16 protein-coding genes, 1 riboswitch and 1 other annotated feature are annotated in these 19,858 nt (G+C 44.3%); all 16 genes read left to right on the top strand.

All coding sequences use genetic code 11. From position 1 onward, the window contains the following. Positions 1-170 precede the first annotated feature (170 nt). The 16 genes from ftsA to ileS all read left to right on the top strand — a co-directional run bounded on the left by ftsA (position 171) and on the right by ileS (position 19,834). On the top strand, positions 171-1,493 hold the full coding sequence (ftsA, locus tag MTN95_RS02285; RefSeq protein ID WP_024121323.1) for a cell division protein FtsA: 1,323 nt from the start codon (positions 171-173) through the stop codon (positions 1,491-1,493). Between the two features lie 35 nt (positions 1,494-1,528). Further along, positions 1,529-2,677 carry a cell division protein FtsZ gene (gene ftsZ / locus MTN95_RS02280; RefSeq protein WP_202852506.1) on the top strand — a complete coding sequence of 383 codons (1,149 nt, stop codon included), beginning with the start codon at positions 1,529-1,531 and terminating at the stop codon, positions 2,675-2,677. Positions 2,678-2,980: 303 nt separating this feature from the next. Next, positions 2,981-7,288 carry a S8 family peptidase gene (locus tag MTN95_RS02275; protein ID WP_248336809.1) on the top strand — a complete coding sequence of 1,436 codons (4,308 nt, stop codon included), beginning with the start codon at positions 2,981-2,983 and terminating at the stop codon, positions 7,286-7,288. A 194-nt stretch (positions 7,289-7,482) separates the two neighbouring features. Next, the gene (gene spoIIGA, locus MTN95_RS02270) at positions 7,483-8,412 is read left to right on the top strand and encodes a sigma-E processing peptidase SpoIIGA (protein ID WP_202852535.1); all 930 of its coding nucleotides are present in this window, start codon (positions 7,483-7,485) and stop codon (positions 8,410-8,412) included. Between the two features lie 62 nt (positions 8,413-8,474). Next, positions 8,475-9,194, top strand: a complete 720-nt coding sequence (gene sigE, locus MTN95_RS02265) for an RNA polymerase sporulation sigma factor SigE (RefSeq protein WP_024121327.1) — start codon at positions 8,475-8,477, stop codon at positions 9,192-9,194. A gap of 139 nt (positions 9,195-9,333) precedes the next feature. Further along, on the top strand, positions 9,334-10,116 hold the full coding sequence (sigG, locus tag MTN95_RS02260; RefSeq protein WP_010334169.1) for an RNA polymerase sporulation sigma factor SigG: 783 nt from the start codon (positions 9,334-9,336) through the stop codon (positions 10,114-10,116). Positions 10,117-10,272: 156 nt separating this feature from the next. Continuing rightward, a complete protein-coding gene (locus tag MTN95_RS02255) occupies positions 10,273-11,067 on the top strand; it encodes an ABC transporter ATP-binding protein (protein ID WP_202852508.1) in 795 nt (264 codons plus the stop codon). An 8-nt stretch (positions 11,068-11,075) separates the two neighbouring features. Then, a riboswitch (TPP riboswitch) is annotated at positions 11,076-11,178 on the top strand. 90 nt (positions 11,179-11,268) lie between these two features. After that, positions 11,269-12,549, top strand: a complete 1,281-nt coding sequence (locus MTN95_RS02250) for an acetylornithine deacetylase (RefSeq protein WP_248336807.1) — start codon at positions 11,269-11,271, stop codon at positions 12,547-12,549. A gap of 83 nt (positions 12,550-12,632) precedes the next feature. Next, positions 12,633-12,878, top strand: a complete 246-nt coding sequence (locus tag MTN95_RS02245) for a YlmC/YmxH family sporulation protein (RefSeq protein WP_010334173.1) — start codon at positions 12,633-12,635, stop codon at positions 12,876-12,878. A gap of 161 nt (positions 12,879-13,039) precedes the next feature. Further along, the gene (pgeF, locus tag MTN95_RS02240) at positions 13,040-13,876 is read left to right on the top strand and encodes a peptidoglycan editing factor PgeF (RefSeq protein ID WP_095713799.1); all 837 of its coding nucleotides are present in this window, start codon (positions 13,040-13,042) and stop codon (positions 13,874-13,876) included. A 6-nt stretch (positions 13,877-13,882) separates the two neighbouring features. Continuing rightward, complete coding sequence (locus MTN95_RS02235) at positions 13,883-14,575, top strand: YggS family pyridoxal phosphate-dependent enzyme (protein WP_024121332.1); 693 nt, start codon at positions 13,883-13,885, stop codon at positions 14,573-14,575. Beyond that, the gene (sepF, locus tag MTN95_RS02230) at positions 14,572-15,024 is read left to right on the top strand and encodes a cell division protein SepF (protein WP_248336805.1); all 453 of its coding nucleotides are present in this window, start codon (positions 14,572-14,574) and stop codon (positions 15,022-15,024) included. The genes MTN95_RS02235 and sepF overlap by 4 nt, the downstream gene beginning before the upstream one ends. 6 nt (positions 15,025-15,030) lie before the next feature. Continuing rightward, positions 15,031-15,303, top strand: coding sequence for a YggT family protein (locus tag MTN95_RS02225; protein ID WP_003221463.1), 273 nt, complete (start codon positions 15,031-15,033; stop codon positions 15,301-15,303). A gap of 61 nt (positions 15,304-15,364) precedes the next feature. Next, the gene (locus tag MTN95_RS02220; protein ID WP_248336803.1) at positions 15,365-16,138 is read left to right on the top strand and encodes a YlmH family RNA-binding protein; all 774 of its coding nucleotides are present in this window, start codon (positions 15,365-15,367) and stop codon (positions 16,136-16,138) included. Between the two features lie 94 nt (positions 16,139-16,232). Next, positions 16,233-16,727 (top strand): septum site-determining protein DivIVA, encoded by a 495-nt coding sequence (divIVA, locus tag MTN95_RS02215; protein WP_010334179.1) that lies wholly within the window; start codon positions 16,233-16,235, stop codon positions 16,725-16,727. A 62-nt stretch (positions 16,728-16,789) separates the two neighbouring features. Further along, positions 16,790-17,017 (top strand) — a binding site (T-box leader). Positions 17,018-17,068: 51 nt separating this feature from the next. Then, positions 17,069-19,834, top strand: a complete 2,766-nt coding sequence (ileS, locus tag MTN95_RS02210) for an isoleucine--tRNA ligase (RefSeq protein ID WP_202852511.1) — start codon at positions 17,069-17,071, stop codon at positions 19,832-19,834. Positions 19,835-19,858 lie beyond the last annotated feature (24 nt).

The raw sequence follows: 19,858 nt of genomic DNA, 5'->3' as shown, positions 1-19,858 counted from the left end.
GGATATACATAGGATATAACGAATATTTTCAATAAACATAAAATGTGAAAAGCACATAAGGAATATTCCGTTGTTATTTTTTGTTACACACTTGTAAAGCCACATTCATTGTATTGTTGTTCCGCAAATAATAGAATAGAAATGATCGAAATGTGAGGAGGTGCCATAGAATGAACAACAATGAACTTTACGTCAGTCTTGACATCGGTACGTCCAATACAAAAGTGATCGTCGGAGAAATGACAGATGATTCCCTAAATATTATCGGTGTGGGAAATGTACCGTCTGAAGGGTTGAAAAAAGGCTCAATCGTTGATATAGATGAGACCGTTCATTCTATAAGAAAAGCGTTTGACCAAGCTGAAAGAATGGTAGGTTTTCCGCTTAGAAAAGCTATTGTCGGCGTTAATGGAAATTATATCAATATTCAAGATACAAACGGTGTTGTAGCAGTTTCCAGTGAAAATAAAGAAATTCAAGTAGAAGATGTCCGCCGCGTCATGGAAGCGGCCCAGGTTGTTTCAATACCGCATGAACAGCTGATAGTCGACGTCATTCCTAAACAATTTATCGTAGATGGAAGAGATGAAATTACCGACCCGAAAAAAATGCTTGGTGTGCGTTTAGAAGTAGAGGGTACACTGATCACCGGTTCAAAAACAATATTACATAACTTGCTTCGCTGCGTTGAAAGAGCCGGTGTTGAAATAACTGATATTTGTCTACAGCCGCTGGCAGCCGGTTCTGCTGCTTTGTCAAAGGATGAGAAAAATCTCGGTGTGGCTCTCATTGATATAGGCGGAGGGTCAACCACCATTGCCGTGTTCCAGAACGGACACCTGACTTCTACCCGTGTCATTCCTCTCGGAGGCGAAAATATCACCAAAGATATCTCCATCGGATTGAGAACGTCCACAGAAGAAGCGGAACGTGTGAAAAAACAATTTGGACATGCCTACTATAACGAGGCTTCAGAAGATGAAGTATTTGAGGTAACCGTTATAGGCACCAATCAGAAACAAACATTTACACAGCAGGAAGCAGCGAATATCATTGAAGCAAGAGTCGAAGAAATTCTTGAGATTGCTTCAGAAGAACTTCGCAATATGGGAATTAGCGATCTGCCGGGAGGCTTCGTGCTGACAGGGGGGCAAGCAGCAATGCCTGGTATCATGTCACTAGCGCAGGATGTGCTGCAAAACAATGTCAGAGTGGCGAGCCCGAATTATATTGGTGTAAGAGATCCTCAGTATATGACGGCAGTTGGCATGATTCAATTCGCCTGCCGGAATGCAAGAATTCAAGGCAGAAAAATTGGCTTCAAGATGCCTGAAGAAGCGATACAGGAAATCGCCGTCTCATCAGCAGAGGAACAAGAGCAGCATCATCACCAAAATGAGATGCAGCAACGGCCAAAAGGAAAACAAAAAACACAAGCCGAACATAACAAACAGAGCAAAATGAAAAAACTATTAAGCATGTTTTGGGAATAGATAGATAGTCATTCGGCAGATTAGGAGGATTTAGCATGTTGGAGTTCGAAACAAACATAGACGGCTTAGCATCAATTAAAGTAATCGGAGTAGGAGGCGGCGGTAACAACGCGGTCAACCGAATGATTGAGAATGAAGTGCAAGGAGTAGAGTACATCGCGGTAAATACGGACGCTCAAGCTCTTAACCTGTCAAAAGCGGAAGTGAAAATGCAAATCGGCGCAAAGCTGACTAGAGGATTGGGAGCAGGTGCAAATCCGGAAGTCGGAAAAAAAGCCGCAGAGGAAAGCAAGGAGCAGATTGAAGAAGCGCTAAAAGGCGCTGACATGGTATTCGTAACAGCTGGTATGGGAGGCGGAACAGGAACAGGCGCCGCACCGGTTATTGCGCAAATCGCAAAAGATTTAGGAGCATTAACAGTCGGAGTCGTTACAAGACCGTTTACGTTCGAAGGTCGCAAAAGACAGCTGCAGGCGGCAGGCGGAATTTCTGCAATGAAAGAAGCGGTGGACACGCTGATTGTGATCCCGAACGACCGTATTCTTGAAATTGTTGATAAAAACACGCCGATGCTTGAAGCATTCCGTGAAGCTGATAACGTACTCCGTCAGGGGGTTCAAGGTATTTCTGACCTGATCGCTACTCCTGGTCTCATTAACCTAGACTTTGCTGATGTGAAAACGATCATGTCAAACAAAGGATCTGCTTTAATGGGTATTGGTATTGCGACTGGAGAAAACCGTGCTGCAGAAGCTGCGAAAAAAGCCATTTCCAGTCCGCTTCTTGAAGCAGCAATTGACGGCGCGCAAGGCGTCTTAATGAACATTACTGGCGGAACAAATCTGAGCCTTTATGAAGTTCAGGAAGCAGCAGACATTGTCGCTTCTGCATCTGATCAGGATGTAAACATGATTTTCGGTTCTGTTATTAACGAAAATCTTAAAGACGAGATTGTGGTTACTGTGATTGCCACTGGTTTTATCGAACAGGAGAAAGATGTTACGAAACCCCAGCGTCCATCATTAAACCAGAACATCAAATCACATAATCAGAGTGCACCAAAACGTGAGCCGAAACGAGAGGAACCGCAGCATCAAAACACAGCCAGCCGTCAAACCTCACAGCCGGCTGACGATACGCTTGATATTCCGACATTCTTAAGAAACCGCAATAAACGCGGCTAATTGAAAGGACAAAATCGTTTTCGATTTTGTCCTTTTTTTTTCCTCAATCATTTCCATTCATTTCTCCGTGTCTTTTGCACTATGTCTTCCTGCACATAACAACAAATCAACCTATTATACCTACTGATATTTCATGACCATATCATCATTTTCATTTATATAGAAATACGATGACAGAAAACGACAATATCTGTAATTGAGATTGTCTACAGTTAACGTACAGCGAAGTTTTGACAAACAAATTGAATGTTAAAGGAGGGACGACATTTTTTTACAAAGTGGTTTAAAAAAGGGGGATAAAAAATGAGGAAACAAACGAAAAACAGACTGATCAGTTCTGTTTTGAGTACAGTTGTCGTCAGTTCACTGCTGTTTCCGGGTGCAGCCGGGGCAAGCAGCAAAGGTGCTGCTTCTTCTGTAAAACAGGAGCTTCAATCTTCTGAATCGATTCAAAACAAGATTTCCAGCTCATTAAAGAAAAGCTTTAAAAAAGAAGAAAAAACTACCTTTCTGATCAAATTTAAAGATCAAGCTGACACCCAAAAAGCAGCAAAATCAGCTGTCAAAAAAGCGAAATCTAAGAAGCTGACCGCTGCTAAAACGGAATATCAAAAGCGTTCGGCCGTCGTGTCTTCGTTAAAAGTGACAGCTGATGAAGCTCAGAAAGACGTCTTGAAATATTTAAACAGCCAGAAAAATAAAGGGAATGCCGATGATATTCACTCCTATTATGTGGTAAATGGAATTGCTGTACATGCTTCAAAAGAAGTCATGGAGAAAGTGGCGCAGTTCCCTGAAGTAGAAAAGGTGCTTCCGAATGAAAAACGGCAGCTTTTTAAGTCATCCGCTTCCCCATTCAATATGAAAAAAGCACAAAAAGCGATAAAAGCAACTGACGGTGTAGAATGGAATGTAGACCAAATAGACGCACCGAAGGCTTGGGAGCTTGGCTATGACGGAATGGGTACGGTTGTCGCCTCCATTGATACCGGGGTTGAATGGGAACACCCTGCATTAAAAGAAAAATATCGCGGGTTTCATCCGGAAAGCCCCAATGAGCCTGATCATGACATGAACTGGTTTGATGCTGTAGCGAACGAGTCAAGTCCATACGATGATCTTGATCACGGCACTCATGTAACAGGTACAATGGTTGGTTCTGAGCCTGATGGCACGAATCAAATTGGTGTCGCACCTGGCGCAAAATGGATTGCTGTTAAGGCGTTTTCTGAAGATGGCGGGACAGACGCTGACATTTTGGAAGCGGGTGAATGGATTTTAGCTCCAAAGGACGCAGAGGGCAACCCTCATCCGGAAATGGCTCCGGATGTCGTCAATAATTCTTGGGGCGGGGGCCCCGGCCTTGATGAATGGTACAGAGATATGGTCAATGCCTGGCGGGCGGCCGACATTTTCCCGGAATTCTCTGCGGGAAATGCTGACCTCTTTAATCCGGGAGGACCTGGTTCTATTGCGAATCCTGCCAATTATCCGGAAGCGTTTGCGACCGGAGCGACTGATATTAACAAAAAGCTTGGCGATTTTTCACTTCAGGGACCGTCGCCATACGATGAAACAAAGCCGGAAATTTCTGCTCCAGGCGTAAACATCCGGTCTTCAGTTCCCGGCCAGACATATGAAGACGGATGGGATGGCACGTCGATGGCAGGACCGCATGTCTCTGCTGTTGCTGCGCTATTGAAGCAGGCAGATGCCTCACTTTCTGTCGATGAGATGGAGGATATATTGACAAGCACGGCTGAGCCATTAACGGATTCTACATTCCCTGACTCTCCGAATAACGGATACGGTCATGGTTTGGTGAATGCTTTTGATGCCGTATCAGCGGTTACAGACGGTTTAGGAAAAGCAGAAGGGCAAGTTTCTGTCGATGGGGAAGATGAGGAGCTGCCTGGCTATCAGCATGAGAAAGTAAATGAAGCTTATGAAGGTGCCAGCCTTCCGCTTACCTTGACAGCTGAAGACAATGTGAGTGTGACATCCGTGAAATTGTCTTATAAGCTGGATCAAGGCGAATGGAACGAGGTCAAAGCTAAACGAATCAGCGGAGATCATCTGAAAGGAACGTACCAGGCGGAAATCCCAAGTATAAAGGGGACCGCATTAAGCTATAAGTGGATCATTCAGGATTTTGGCGGCCATGTTGTCGAATCTGACATATATGATGTAACCGTGAAACCTAGCATCACTGTTGGATACAAGCAGGATTTTGAAACAGAACCAGGCGGCTGGCTTACGAGCGGAACAAATAATAACTGGGAGTGGGGAGTTCCGGAATCAGGCCCTAATGCAGCTGCATCAGGAGAAAAAGTATATGGGACAAACCTGACTGGAAATTATGCCAATGGAGCGAATATGAATCTCACTATGCCTCCAATTGACGTGCCTGATTCAGGCGGCCTGTTTCTTCAATTTAAAAGCTGGCACAACCTGGAAAATGATTTTGATTATGGCTACGTTTTTGTTTTACCGGAAGGCGAAACGAATTGGGAGCAGGCAGGGGTCTATAACGGAAAGACTTCAAACTGGACCAGCGAAGAAATTAATTTATCCGCATACAGAGGCCAAAACATTCGAGTGATGTTTAACCTTCAGTCTGATGAAAGCATTGCAAAAGAGGGCTGGTACGTTGATGATGTTCAGCTTTCAGACAAATCTTCCGGGAAAACATCCAAAAAGAATAAGCTGGGCGTACAAAAACCGGCAGAAAAGCAAAAGAAAAAAGCGGTTAACCCAAAAAAGGCTAAGCCATCAACAAATACAGCTGCCAAAACAAAACATAGTGCTGATATGCAGCCGCAAGCATTGCCGCTCAGAGCACAGGTCAGTGTGGTTGAAACAGGAAAATCAACCTATTCAGACCAATCAACCGGACAGTACAAGCTGACGCATAAAGCAGGAGACTACACGCTTATGGCAGAAGCTTACGGCTATCAATCAAAAACGCAAAAAGTGTCTTTGCAGGCAGATCAGACAACCCAAGCTAATTTTACGTTAGAAGAAATAAAGAAAGGCACATTAAAAGGCACTGTCATCAATAAAACAACAGGAGAGCCGGTAAAAGGCGCTTCCGTCTATGTTATCGAGGATGCCGCGGTTGAACCGGCAACTACAAACGACAAAGGAGAATATACACTTGAGGCCTACGAGGGCTCTTACACCATTAAAGTGGCTGCACCGGGCTATTACAGTGATGAATTTTCCGTTGATTTAAAAGGTGATATCACAAAAGAAACTGTGCTGAAGCCTTTCGTCGGTTATCCGGGCGAGATCGGATACGATGACGGAACAGCGGAGAATGCAAATTCCTATTTCGCGGCCGGAAACGGATGGGCGGTTAAAATGTCACTGGCTGACGGCAAGGAAAAAGGCATGCTGACAGGAGGGCTATTCAGATTCTGGGATACGGAGTTCCCTGATCCTGGCGGCACAGAGTTTAAGGTCGAGGTTTACGATGCTACAGGGAAAGATGGAGCACCCGGCAAAAAAATTGCGGGACCATATAACGCGGAAGCTCTTCGTAATGGCGAATGGACGAAAGTCGATCTCAGCTCGAAGGGGATTATGGTCGATAAAGACTTTTATCTTGTATATATCCAGTCAAAACCCGATCCATATTCACCAGGCTTGGCAATGGATGAAACCGGGCAGTACTCAGATCGCAACTGGCAGTATGTTAACGGAACATGGCAAAAAGGAGATAAAGAAGACGGCAACTATATGATTCGCGCGTTAGTCGATTATGAAGCTGCCGTACCTGTCATTACTTCTCCTGAAGATAAAGCATACACCAATAAGGAGAACGTCACGGTAAAAGGAAAGGCATCTCCGGGGACGACTGTAACCCTTTATAATGGTGATAAAGAAGCAGGGGAAACGAAAACTGCCGAAGATGGCACGTTCGAGGCAGGAGTTTCACTCAGCAAAGGGGAAAACAAGCTGACAGCGGCTGCATCAACAGACTCCGGAACGACAGATGCTTCAAGTCCTGTCACGGTCACACTTGATCAAGACAAGCCTGAACTGACGCTCGACAATCCAAAGGATGGCGAGAAAATCAATAAAGAAGCGCTGACTGTTAAAGGCACTGTTTCAGATGACAACTTGAAAGAAGTAAAGGTTAATGGCAAAAAAGCAACGGTCACAGACGGTTCCTACTCTGCCCGTATCCTTTTGGAAAACGGAAGCAACGAAGTAAAGGTGACAGCCACTGACTTAGCAGGCAACAAAACGACGAAAAAAGCTGTCGTCGATGTGAATTTTGACCAGCCAGTCATTACCGGACTGATTCCTGGTGAGGACAAAACCTTAAAAGCCGGTGAATCGGTCAAAATCGCTTTTTCAAGCGCGAAAGGTGCAGATGCAACGTTTGTCATTCGCCTGCCGCTCACAAATGCAAGAGCGAATGTACAAAACGCTACCGAGCTGCCGTTAAGAGAAATTTCTCCGGGACGATATGAAGGCTACTGGACAGCAACATCTTCTATTAAAGCAAACGGAGCTAAGGTAGAGGTTATCGTTCGAGACGATTACGGCAATGAAACCAGAAAAACGGCGAATGGAAAACTTTATATCAATACTGAAAAGTAAGTGTAAGAAAGCTGCCGCTCTTGGCAGCTTTTTTTCTGTATACTCTTATTTATTTCCTCGACAAATTAAGCAGTTATCCCTGAAAAATTGTATGGGCTTCTCAACATTAATTGACAGACTTTCCCACAGAGCTTGCTTTATACTTATGAAACAAGAAGGGGAACAGCGTGATGCAAGAAAGAAAGGGGTCAGGTGTGAAAATCTATTTAGATGTCATTTGGCTGTTAAACTTTTGTTTTGACGCACTGTTGCTTTTACTGACTGCTTTTATTTTAAAACGCCATGTGAAAAAAAGAAGATTGATAGGCGGCGCGTTTATCGGTTCAAGTATTGTCCTTTTGATGTTTACTCCTTTTTCGCCGATCGTTGAGAACTCGGCCGGAAAGCTCGCTTTTTCGGTTGTCATTGTGCTCGTGACATTCGGTTTTAAGCGGTTTCGCTATTTCTTTCAAAATTTGTTTTCCTTTTATTTTGCTACTTTTCTAATGGGAGGGGGAATAATCGGAGCACATTCATTGCTGCAGTCAAACTCTATTGTCAGAAACGGTGTCATGATCACCAATCAAACCGGATTTGGCGACCCGATCAGCTGGATGTTTATCGTGGCTGGCTTTCCCGCATTATGGTTTTTTTCCAAGAGAAGAATCGAAGATATTGAAACAAAAAACATTCAATATGAGGAACGAGTCAGGGTACAGGCGGACCTGGGCGGCCAAACACTGCACGCGAGAGGCCTGGTGGATTCCGGCAACCAGCTGTATGATCCGCTTACAAAAACGCCGGTCATGATTCTTCACATTGATAAGCTTGAACCGATTTTCGGAGAGGCTGAAACGATGATTATCCGAAATGCAGACCCGATGGAAGCGATTGAACAGCTTGATGATTCGTTTCGTTTTTTAGATAAAATGAGGCTGATCCCATATCGGGGAGTAGGCCAGCAGCATCAATTTTTATTATGTATCAAACCGGATCATGTAACGATTATGACAAAAGATGAAATGATTTCCGCGGATAAATGCTTAATCGGCATCAGCACGTCAAAGCTGTCGGCAGATGGAGATTTTGACGCGATTATTCATCCGAAAATGCTGTCCGGAAAAGCCATTAAGCACGTATCCTAATGTTCGCAAATGTCCGTTACTTATCATACTCATAAGACGTGACATTTAGAAGGGAGAGGAAGATGAAAAAACTTAAATTGCGGTTGACGCACCTCTGGTATAAGCTGCTGATGAAACTGGGCTTAAAAAGCGATGAAGTGTATTACATAGGCGGGAGTGAAGCTTTGCCGCCGCCATTATCAAAAGACGAGGAGCAGGTTCTATTAATGAAGCTCCCAAGCGGCGACCAGGCGGCCCGCGCTATTTTGATCGAACGCAACCTGCGGCTTGTCGTCTATATCGCACGGAAATTTGAAAACACGGGAATTAATATTGAAGATTTAATCAGCATCGGCACCATTGGATTAATCAAAGCTGTGAATACCTTCAATCCGGAAAAGAAAATCAAGCTGGCTACATATGCCTCTCGCTGTATCGAGAATGAAATCCTGATGTATTTAAGGAGAAACAACAAAATCCGTTCAGAAGTTTCTTTTGATGAACCGCTTAATATTGATTGGGACGGCAATGAGCTTCTGCTTTCTGATGTGCTGGGCACGGATGACGACATCATCACAAAGGACATTGAAGCAAACGTGGATAAAAAGCTTCTAAAAAAAGCGCTCGAACAGTTAAATGAGAGGGAGAAACAAATCATGGAACTGCGTTTTGGGCTTGTCGGCGAAGAGGAAAAGACCCAAAAGGATGTTGCGGATATGATGGGGATTTCCCAATCCTATATTTCCCGTCTGGAAAAAAGAATCATTAAAAGATTGCGAAAAGAATTCAACAAAATGGTGTAAAAAATTTTTGCGGCTTAATCCCTTGATTCTACAAGGATTTCCCAATTATGACTATTTTTCGGTTTGAGTGCAGTGCATATTTTTCCCACCCGAGGAGATACTTAACGTTGTACAGCAGCTCCTGTAGGGAGGGAAAAAAGTGTCGAGAAATAAAGTCGAAATCTGCGGGGTGGATACCTCCAAATTACCCGTACTCAAGAATGAAGAGATGAGAAAGCTGTTTAGGCAATTGCAGGACGAAGGTGATGATTCAGCCAGAGAAAAGCTTGTTAACGGGAACTTGCGTCTTGTCTTAAGTGTCATTCAAAGATTTAATAACAGAGGGGAGTATGTTGATGACTTATTTCAAGTCGGCTGTATCGGACTAATGAAATCCATTGATAATTTTGATCTAAGCCACAATGTTAAGTTTTCAACATACGCTGTACCTATGATTATCGGAGAAATCCGCAGGTATTTGCGCGATAATAACCCGATACGTGTCTCGAGATCACTCAGGGATATCGCATATAAGGCACTTCAGGTAAGAGAGCGGTTAATCAGTGAGACAAGCAAGGAGCCGACGGCAGAGGATATCGCCAAAGTTCTTGAAGTACCGCACGAAGAAATCGTGTTCGCACTCGACGCCATTCAAGATCCGGTATCTCTTTTTGAACCGATCTACAATGACGGCGGAGATCCGATTTATGTCATGGATCAAATCAGTGATGAACGCAACAAAGATACACAATGGATTGAAGAGCTGGCTTTGAAAGAGGGTATGAGAAGACTGAACGAGAGGGAAAAAATGATTTTAAGAAAACGGTTCTTCCAAGGAAAAACGCAAATGGAAGTAGCTGAAGAAATCGGCATTTCCCAGGCACAGGTGTCCAGACTGGAAAAGGCAGCAATCAAACAAATGAATAAGAATATTCATCAATAGCATGCACGCCGAAAGCCTTTAAAACAATTTCTGTTTTAAAGGCTTTTCTATTTGGAAACGAGCGGTTTACGTTTTTGAAAAAGTAAGGTATCCTAGTCCGTACACAGTTTTGTGAAAATTAAAATAATTTTTTAGCTTGGAAAGAGGAGGACCACAATGATTTTGCAGCTTGACAATGTCTCACTAAAACGGAATGGAAAATGGATACTAAAGGATATTCATTGGAACGTAGAAGAAAAGGAGAATTGGGTGCTTTACGGATTAAACGGAGCTGGGAAGACCGCGCTGTTAAATATGTTATGCTCTTACTATTTTCCGACAGCAGGCGAGATGCAGGTGCTTGGTCATGTATTCGGAAAAACGGAGCTGGGAGATAAACTCAGACGAAAAATCGGCCTTGTCTCAGCGGGTCTTCAGCAAAAATTGTATCCGGCAGATTCAGCTTTTGAAATTGCTCTGAGCGGGGCATATGCTTCGATTGGCTTGTATGAAACACCAAGTGCGGAAATCAGAGAAAAAGCGATTGCCCTGCTCGAGGACTTAGGAGCCATTGATTATGCCGACCGCCGCTATGAAACTCTTTCTCAAGGAGAGAAACAAAGAGCTTTAATCGCAAGAGCGCTAATGGCTGATCCGGAGCTGCTTATACTGGACGAACCAGTTACAGGACTTGATTTTATTGCCCGGGAAAAACTGTTAGATACGATTACGCACATTGCAAGCAGGGAAAATGCGCCGTCTATTCTTTATGTTACGCATCATGCGGAAGAAATTTTGCCGATTTTTGATAAAGCCCTCTTGTTAAAAAAGGGAGAAGTTTTTAGGTCAGGACACATGAAAGACATGCTGACAGACGAATCACTTTCTTCTTTTTTTGATACGCAGATCCGTGTATTATGGAATCAGGATCGCCCGTTTTTAACAAGAGCTGAGCCGGTAACAAATGCATAACAACATACGATTCATCCTGGGGGTGCTTTCGAAGCTGAGAGAGACGCTTGTCTCAACCCTTATTGACCTGATCTGGATCATACCAGCGGAGGGAAGCGGTGAAAAAAGCGGAGAATGCAGCAGCTTGCACTCTGCTTTCTTTATTAAGCCGTTTCATGAATATGAAACGGCTTTTTTCTATTAAAAATAGGAGCGGATAACATGATTGATCAAGTAGAATCTTTACTGAAAAAAGCGGAAGAACAAAAGGACGAGCTCATTGAGCTTGCAAAAACGCTGATTTCTTTTAAAACACCGGCGCCGCCTGCGAGAAATACAGACAGCATCCAAACATGGATTGCACAGTTTTTGCTTGAACGGGGATTTTCTATCGACAAATGGGACGTTTATCCAGGAGATCCCAATGTTGTGGGTGTTTTAAAGGGAACAAATTCAGCAGCCTATCAAAGTTTAATCATCAATGGGCATGTCGATGTGGCAGAGGTAAAAGAGGGCGAGGACTGGGTGCATGACCCGTTTTGTCCCAGTGAGAAAAACGGTTTCTTAATCGGCCGGGGCGCTTCAGATATGAAAGGCGGAATGGCCTGTGTGCTGTTTGCTTTAAAGCTGATTCGTGAAGCGGGCGTTGAGCTCCCGGGCGATTTGATTCTGCAATCGGTCATCGGGGAGGAAGTCGGAGAGGCCGGCACGCTTGAATGCTGCAAAAAGGGCTATCACGCAGACTTTGCAGTTGTGGCGGATACGAGCGATATGCATATTCAAGGTCAAGGCGGAGTGATTACAGGCTGGATCGAAATGAAAAGCAGTCAAACGTTTCACGATGGAACAAGACGGAATATGATCCACGCTGGCGGAGGAACATTCGGGGCGAGCGCAATCGAAAAAATGGCAAAAATCATTTCTGGACTCGGTGAGCTGGAGCGCCATTGGGCCATTATGAAAAGCTATCCCGGTTTTACCCCCGGTACAAACACAATTAATCCCGCTGTTATAGAAGGAGGCAGACATGCGGCCTTTATAGCGGATGAGTGCCGATTATGGATTACCGTCCATTTTTATCCCAATGAAACGCATGAAGAAGTGGCTGCTGAAATAGAAGATTACATCAACAGGCTGAGTGACAGTGATATTTGGCTGAGGGAAAACCGTCCTGTCTTCAAATGGGGAGGCTCTTCAATGATTGAAGAAAGAGGAGAAATTTTTCCGGCCTTGGAAGTTGATCCGGCTCATCCCGGCGTCTTAGCCCTTACGGCGTCACACGAGGAGATCAAACGGGAACCCCCCGTCATTGACGTGTCTCAAACCGTAACCGATGGGGGATGGCTTTATAATGAGGGTATTCCAAGCGTAATATACGGACCGGGCGATTTATATAATGCTCATGCCGTTAATGAAGAGGTATCGATTGAGCAGCTCGTAGATTATACGAAAATCATGCTCACGTTCATCATAAGATGGTGCAGCCGCAAAAAAGAACAATGATCATGAAAATTTCTCCTTGCTGACAAGGTTCAGCCCGCCCGTTCATATACTAGAAAAAAAGGACCGAAAAAGGACGTGATGGGATGATCAGCATTTCAGAATTTCAAGTAAAGGATGTCGTCAATGTCTCTAACGGAAAAAAATTAGGGAGCATCGGTGATATTGATATCAATGTCACCACAGGAAAAATTCAGGCGATTATACTAGGGGGAAATGGAAAAGTTCTCGGTTTTTTTGGAAAGGAAGAGGAAATGGTCATTCCTTGGCGAAATATAGTTAAAATCGGAGAAGATGTCATTTTAGTCCGATTAAGTGAATCCCACGCTTAACCTGCTTTTTTGCTGCTGATTGTCAAATGCCGGAAGTCTGAACTCTTCCGGCACATTTCATTTATGAAATATGTAAATCGACGCTAAACGAATGCAGAAAGATGTGGTAAAATAAGTGGGAAATTACGCCTTATAAATGTTTGTCGAAAGGTTGGATCATCATGAATACATATCACCCATTCAGTCTCACCACCCCCTCGACACTCATGATACAAGACTGGAAACAAACGAATCAAAACGATGCAGAAGTCATTGCCGGATTTACTACGAAAAACGGCGGTGTCAGTCAAAAACCTTTTGAGTCGTTAAATACAGGATTGCACGTTCATGACAAAGATGCAGATGTGGTTAAAAATCGTGAATATATAGCCGATATGTTTAATATTGATTTGCAGTCTTGGGTATTTGCTGACCAGACACACGACAATCGCGTCCAAAAAGTGACGCAGAGGGATAGGGGAAAAGGCGCCCGTGAGTATCACTCAGCTTTTAAAGCAACAGACGGGCTCTATACAAATGATAAAAATGTATTTTTGGCATTATGCTTTGCTGATTGTGTGCCTTTATTCTTTTTCGATCCGGTGAAATCGCTTGTCGGGATCGCTCATGCCGGATGGAAAGGCACGGTCAAACAGATTGGCAGAGAAATGGTGAAGCAATGGACCGAACAGGAGGGCTCGAAGCTTTCTGATATATACGCTGTTGTCGGACCGTCTATCTGCGGTGCGTGCTATACGGTAGATGACCGTGTGATGAATGCTGTCCGCGCATTGCCGTTTTCAGCAGATCGCGCCGTGAATCAGACGGGGCAGGGGCAGTATCAGCTTGACCTGAAAGAGCTGAACCGACTCATACTGATTGACAGCGGTTTGGCAAATGAGCAGATTTCTGTCAGCGGTTTATGTACGGAAAGTGAGCCGTCACTTTTCTTTTCCCATCGGCGAGATCAGGGGAAAACAGGACGGATGATGTCCTTTATCGGAATGAAGGAGGCATAAAAGATCTTGCGTGTTGTTGATCATTTACGACATATAAACGAACGAATAAACGAAGCATGTAACAGATCGGGCCGCAGATCCGATGAAGTTACGGTTATTGCAGTCACAAAATATGTGTCGCCTGAAAGAGCACAGGAGGCGGTCGATGCGGGCATCACGTGCCTCGGAGAGAACCGGGACGCCGAACTGCTTCGCAAACAGGAAATCATTAAAGGAAATCCGGAATGGCATTTTATCGGCAGCCTTCAATCAAGAAAAGTAAAAGCTGTCGTCAATTCAGTTTCCTATATTCATTCCCTGGACCGGCTTTCATTAGCGAAAGAAATTGAAAAACGGGCTGAAGGTGCTGTCCAATGCTTTGTGCAGGTCAATACCTCGCTTGAGCCCTCTAAACACGGCATGAATAAAGAAGAAGTGATACCATTCATACAGGAGCTTTCCGGCTTTGACAACATTGTTGTGGCCGGACTGATGACAATGGCTCCACTGACTGATGACCAAGATGAGATTAGAAGCTGTTTCCGAACGCTTAGAGAACTTCGTGATCAGGTTCAAGAGCTGAAACAGCCGAACGCTCCATGTACAGAACTGTCGATGGGCATGTCAAATGATTTTGAAATCGCGATTGAAGAAGGGGCTACTTATATTAGAATCGGCTCATCGTTAGTCGGAAATGAAACAGGGGGTGTACAGCAATGAGTATGAAAAATAAACTGAAAAACTTCTTCTCAATGGATGAAGAAGAATACGAATACGAATATATTGAAACTGAGCGGGATTCTAATGAAGAACAGGAACAAAAAGAAAAACCTGCTTATAATGCTGGTAAACCAGCAGCCAAACAGAATGTAGTAAGCTTGCAAAGTGTTCAGAAATCCTCTAAAGTGGTGTTGAGTGAGCCGCGCGTTTATGCGGAGGCGCAGGAAATAGCCGACCATCTGAAGAACAGGCGGGCAGTTGTCGTCAATCTTCAGCGGATACAGCATGACCAGGCGAAACGGATTGTTGACTTTTTAAGCGGCACCGTTTATGCCATTGGCGGCGATATCCAAAGAATCGGTTCAGATATTTTCCTATGCACGCCTGACAACGTAGATGTATCAGGCACAATTTCTGAGCTCATATCTGAAGACGATCAGAGGTGGTAAAGCGAGATGATCCTTTATCAAGTTTTTTCGGTTTTAAGCTTATTAATTACAATATACTCATTTGCCCTGATCATATATATTTTTATGTCATGGGTGCCGAGTACGAGGGAAACAGCAGTCGGACGGTTTTTAGCGTCGATCTGTGAACCATATCTCGAGCCATTCAGAAAAATCATCCCTCCAATTGCAATGCTGGATATCTCGCCAATCGTGGCCATTCTTGTGCTGCGGTTTGCAACAACCGGCTTGTGGGGGCTTTATCGCATGATTGCGTTTTAAGGTGACAGTTTGATAGGGGGCTTGGCAGCAGCCAAGCCTCTTTACATAGAAGGGAAAGACGATGAGCGATATTTATCAGCACTTCAGAAAAGAAGAGCGTGCCTTTATCGATCAGGCGCTCGAATGGAAAAGAATTGTCCAGGAGCAGTACCGGATGAAACTGACCGACTTTTTAGATCCCCGGGAACAGGTCATTCTCGCTGCGGTCACGGGACAGGCAGATGTAGGACTGGCTTTTTCCGGCGGCTATGACAGAGCGGAGCGAAAACGGGCCATTTTATATCCTGAATACATCACGCCGGAAGAATCGGATTTTGAGCTTCAGGCGTTTGACGTTCGCTATGCTGAAAAATTTGTGACGGTTGATCACCGTTCTCTCCTTGGTTCATTAATGGGAATCGGTCTGAAGCGGCAAAAGTTTGGCGATTTAGTGTTTTCAGAGACGGCGGTGCAAATCATTGTCTCAGCTGATACAGCCGATTTTGTTGCGGCTCAGCTTACCCAAGCCGGAAAAGCCGCAGTCAAGCTTGAGAAAATTGACTTGTCAGACCTTGAAATTCCTGCACTAGATGTCGAAATAAGAGATGACACCGTTTCTTCTTTAAGGCTTGACGCGGTCTGCGCCTCTATGAGCAGGCAATCACGCCAGAAATCACAAACGCTGGTGAAAAACGGTCTCGTAAAAGTGAACTGGAAGGTTGTTGAAGACCCTTCTTACCAGGTTGCTGAAGGGGATATGCTCTCTATCAGGGGCTTTGGCCGCTGCAGCCTGACAAAAATCGAAGGGAAAACCAAAAAAGACAAGTGGAGAGTCACGTTTGAACGACAAAAATAGTCGGTTTTTCAGTTTTTTTCTCCATCTGTGCGAAATTTGTTTTATAATGTGAACTAGATAACCGTACTGAAATGTAAAAAATGGAGGTGGCATCATGCCATTAACGCCGAATGATATTCACAACAAGACGTTTACAAAAAGTTTTCGCGGATATGATGAAGACGAGGTAAATGAATTTCTGAGTCAAGTCAGAAAAGATTACGAAATTGTTCTCCGTAAAAAAACAGAGCTTGAAGCGAAAGTCAATGAGCTCGATGAAAGAATCGGACACTTTGCCAACATTGAAGAAACGCTGAATAAATCGATTCTGGTTGCCCAAGAAGCAGCTGAGGACGTAAAGCGCAATTCTCAAAAGGAAGCAAAGCTGATTGTTCGGGAAGCGGAGAAAAACGCTGATCGCATCATCAACGAATCTTTATCGAAATCAAGAAAAATCGCAATGGAAATCGAAGAGCTGAAAAAACAGTCTAAAGTGTTCAGAACACGTTTCCAAATGCTGATTGAAGCGCAGCTTGATCTTCTGAAAAATGATGATTGGGATCATTTGCTTGAGTATGAAGTCGACGCTGTGTTTGAGGAAAAGGAATAAATTCTCTGATTACCTTGACATTTTCTTAGCTTGTCGAATATAATACGTTCATAAATTCAGATGAAAAGACGGTTGAAAGGGACAGTCATGTTTCCATCATGCCTTCATAGCGACCCGGAGATGGTGAAAGTCCGGGATGGCCGGAATCATGTAGATCAGCCCTTAAGTTTCCTTTCTGAACTCACAGTAGGTTAGGACGTTCATCACGTTACGATGCTCGAGAGGAAAAAGCGTAAGCCTGGCTTTTTCTAAAAGGGTGGTACCGCGAGATAAGCTTTCTCGTCCCTTATGGGATGAGAGGGCTTTTTTTATTTTCTGAAAAAATTGGTGGAGGAATGAAAATGGATTACAAAGACACGCTCTTAATGCCGAAAACAGATTTTCCGATGCGAGGCAACTTGCCAAACCGTGAGCCTGACATGCAAAAGAAATGGGAGGAGCAGGATATCTACAGTCTGGTACAGGAACGGACGAAAGACCGCCCTAAATTTGTTTTACATGACGGACCTCCGTACGCAAACGGCGATATCCACATGGGCCACGCGCTTAACAAAATTTTAAAGGACTTCATCGTCCGCTACAAATCAATGAGCGGGTACAACGCACCGTATGTACCGGGCTGGGATACACACGGGTTGCCGATTGAAACAGCTCTTACAAAAAACAAAAAAGTGAACCGCAAAGAAATGTCAGTAGCTGAATTCCGCAAGCTATGCGAAGAATATGCATGGAAGCAAATTGAGGGGCAGCGTGAGCAATTCAAGCGTCTTGGAGTCCGCGGCGACTGGGAAAATCCATATGTGACACTGAAACCGGAATATGAAGCGCAGCAAATCCGCGTTTTCGGTGAAATGGCAAAGCGAGGCTATATTTATAAAGGCCTTAAACCGGTTAACTGGTCACCTTCAAGTGAGTCTGCTTTAGCCGAAGCGGAAATCGAATATCAAGACAAACGCTCAGCATCTATTTACGTTGCTTTTGGCGTTAAAGACGGAAAAGGCGTGCTTGAAAATGGCGAGCGCATCATCATTTGGACAACAACGCCTTGGACGATTCCTGCAAACCTCGGCATTTCAGTTCATCCTGATCTGGAATACAGCGTGATTGCAGTCGGTGATGATCGCTTTGTTGTAGCAAGTGCACTGGTTGAAGCTGTAGCTTCTGCATGCGGCTTTGAAAAGTATGAAGTGACAAGAACGATCAAAGGGAAAGATCTCGAAAATATTATCGCTGAACATCCGCTATACGGCAGAGATTCACTCGTTATGCTTGGCGATCACGTGACAACTGACGCCGGAACAGGCTGTGTTCATACAGCACCGGGACATGGGGAAGATGACTTTATCATTGGCCAAAAATACGGCTTAGACGTCCTTTGTCCGGTTGATGAAAAAGGTGTGATGACAAGCGAAGCTCCTGGCTTTGAAGGTATGTTCTATGATGATGCAAACAAAGTGATCACACAGCAGCTCGAAGAAAAAGGCGCGCTCGTGAAGCTTGAATTCATCACACACTCCTATCCGCACGATTGGAGAACAAAGAAACCAACCATTTTCAGAGCAACCGCGCAATGGTTTGCGTCTATTAAAGATTTCAGATCAGACCTGCTGGATGCCATTAAAGAAACCAAATGGGTTCCTGAATGGGGCGAGCAGCGTTTGCACAACATGGTTCGTGACCGCGGAGACTGGTGTATTTCCAGACAGCGTGCATGGGGTGTGCCGATTCCGGTATTTTATGCTGAGAACGGTGAGCCAATCATCACAGATGAAACGATTGAGCACGTTTCAGAATTGTTTAGACAACATGGCTCAAACATTTGGTTTGAAAAAGAAGCGAAGGATCTTCTTCCGGAAGGCTTTACGCATCCTGGAAGCCCGAACGGCACTTTTACAAAAGAACAGGACATCATGGATGTTTGGTTTGATTCTGGTTCTTCCCACCAAGCGGTGCTTGAAGAACGCGAGGATCTCGTTCGGCCGGCTGATTTATACCTTGAAGGCTCTGACCAATACCGGGGCTGGTTTAACTCATCTCTATCAACAGCAGTAGCCGTAACAGGAAAAGCGCCATATAAAGGTGTGCTCAGCCATGGATTTGCACTGGATGGAGAAGGACGCAAAATGAGTAAATCCATCGGTAACGTCGTCGTTCCGGCAAAAGTCATGAAACAGCTTGGCGCCGACATTTTGAGATTATGGGTGTCTTCTGTTGACTACCAGGCGGATGTTCGCGTGTCTGATGCGATTCTGAAGCAGGTTGCTGAAGTATACCGTAAAATCCGCAACACGTTCCGTTTCCTTCACGGCAACCTGTTCGATTTTGATCCAAAAACAAATGCGGTGGCTGTTGAAGATCTTCGTGAAGTCGATCAGTATATGCTGGTTAAGCTAAACAAACTGATTGATAAAGTGAAAAAAGCGTACGACGAGTACGAGTTTGCGGTTGTGTATCACAGCATCCATAATTTCTGTACAATTGAATTAAGCTCATTCTATCTGGATTTCGCTAAGGATATTGTATACATTGAGCACGCGGATCATCCGGATAGACGCAGCATGCAGACTGTATTCTATGAAACGCTGCTTGCGTTAGTGAAGCTTACAGCACCGATTCTGCCTCATACCGCTGACGAATTATGGTCTCACTTAACATTTGTTGACGAGCAGAGCGTTCAGCTGACAGACATGCCGGAAACGATTGCGGTTCCAAACAGCGAAGCGACAGAAGATAAGTTTGACCGTTTTATGTCTCTTCGTGATGATGTGCTAAAAGCGTTAGAAACAGCGCGAAATGAAAAAATCATCGGTAAATCATTGGAAGCAAGCCTGAAATTGTATCCGAATAAAGAAAACAAAGAGCTATTAGCTTCTATTAAAGAAAATCTTTCTCAGCTGTTTATTGTTTCTGAATTAACCATCAGCGAAGAAAATGAAGCGCCAAACGATGCGCAAAGCTTTGAGACAGGGAAAATCGCTGTCGAGAAAGCTGAAGGCGAAATGTGTGAGAGATCCCGTGTGATTTCTAAAGATGTAGGTGCAAACCCGAAATATCCTACATTGTCACTGCGCAACGCTGAAATCGTTGAAAAGTATTATCAGAACTAATGAAAAGAGCCCGGCGCAAAAGCC

The sequence above is a fragment of the Bacillus sp. 2CMS4F genome (assembly GCF_023161785.1).
Lineage (GTDB): Bacteria > Bacillota > Bacilli > Bacillales > Bacillaceae > Bacillus > Bacillus halotolerans.
The sequence above is the reverse complement of the archived record's forward strand: the minus strand, read 5'-3'. Positions and strand labels throughout refer to the sequence as shown.

Coding starts and splice junctions, on each gene's coding strand:
- ftsA (WP_024121323.1), top strand. CDS start 171: ATGAACAACAATGAACTTTACGTCAGTCTTGACATCGGTACGTCCAAT.
- ftsZ (WP_202852506.1), top strand. CDS start 1,529: ATGTTGGAGTTCGAAACAAACATAGACGGCTTAGCATCAATTAAAGTA.
- MTN95_RS02275 (WP_248336809.1), top strand. CDS start 2,981: ATGAGGAAACAAACGAAAAACAGACTGATCAGTTCTGTTTTGAGTACA.
- sigE (WP_024121327.1), top strand. CDS start 8,475: ATGAAAAAACTTAAATTGCGGTTGACGCACCTCTGGTATAAGCTGCTG.
- MTN95_RS02255 (WP_202852508.1), top strand. CDS start 10,273: ATGATTTTGCAGCTTGACAATGTCTCACTAAAACGGAATGGAAAATGG.
- MTN95_RS02250 (WP_248336807.1), top strand. CDS start 11,269: ATGATTGATCAAGTAGAATCTTTACTGAAAAAAGCGGAAGAACAAAAG.
- MTN95_RS02245 (WP_010334173.1), top strand. CDS start 12,633: ATGATCAGCATTTCAGAATTTCAAGTAAAGGATGTCGTCAATGTCTCT.
- pgeF (WP_095713799.1), top strand. CDS start 13,040: ATGAATACATATCACCCATTCAGTCTCACCACCCCCTCGACACTCATG.
- sepF (WP_248336805.1), top strand. CDS start 14,572: ATGAGTATGAAAAATAAACTGAAAAACTTCTTCTCAATGGATGAAGAA.
- MTN95_RS02225 (WP_003221463.1), top strand. CDS start 15,031: ATGATCCTTTATCAAGTTTTTTCGGTTTTAAGCTTATTAATTACAATA.
- MTN95_RS02220 (WP_248336803.1), top strand. CDS start 15,365: ATGAGCGATATTTATCAGCACTTCAGAAAAGAAGAGCGTGCCTTTATC.
- divIVA (WP_010334179.1), top strand. CDS start 16,233: ATGCCATTAACGCCGAATGATATTCACAACAAGACGTTTACAAAAAGT.
- ileS (WP_202852511.1), top strand. CDS start 17,069: ATGGATTACAAAGACACGCTCTTAATGCCGAAAACAGATTTTCCGATG.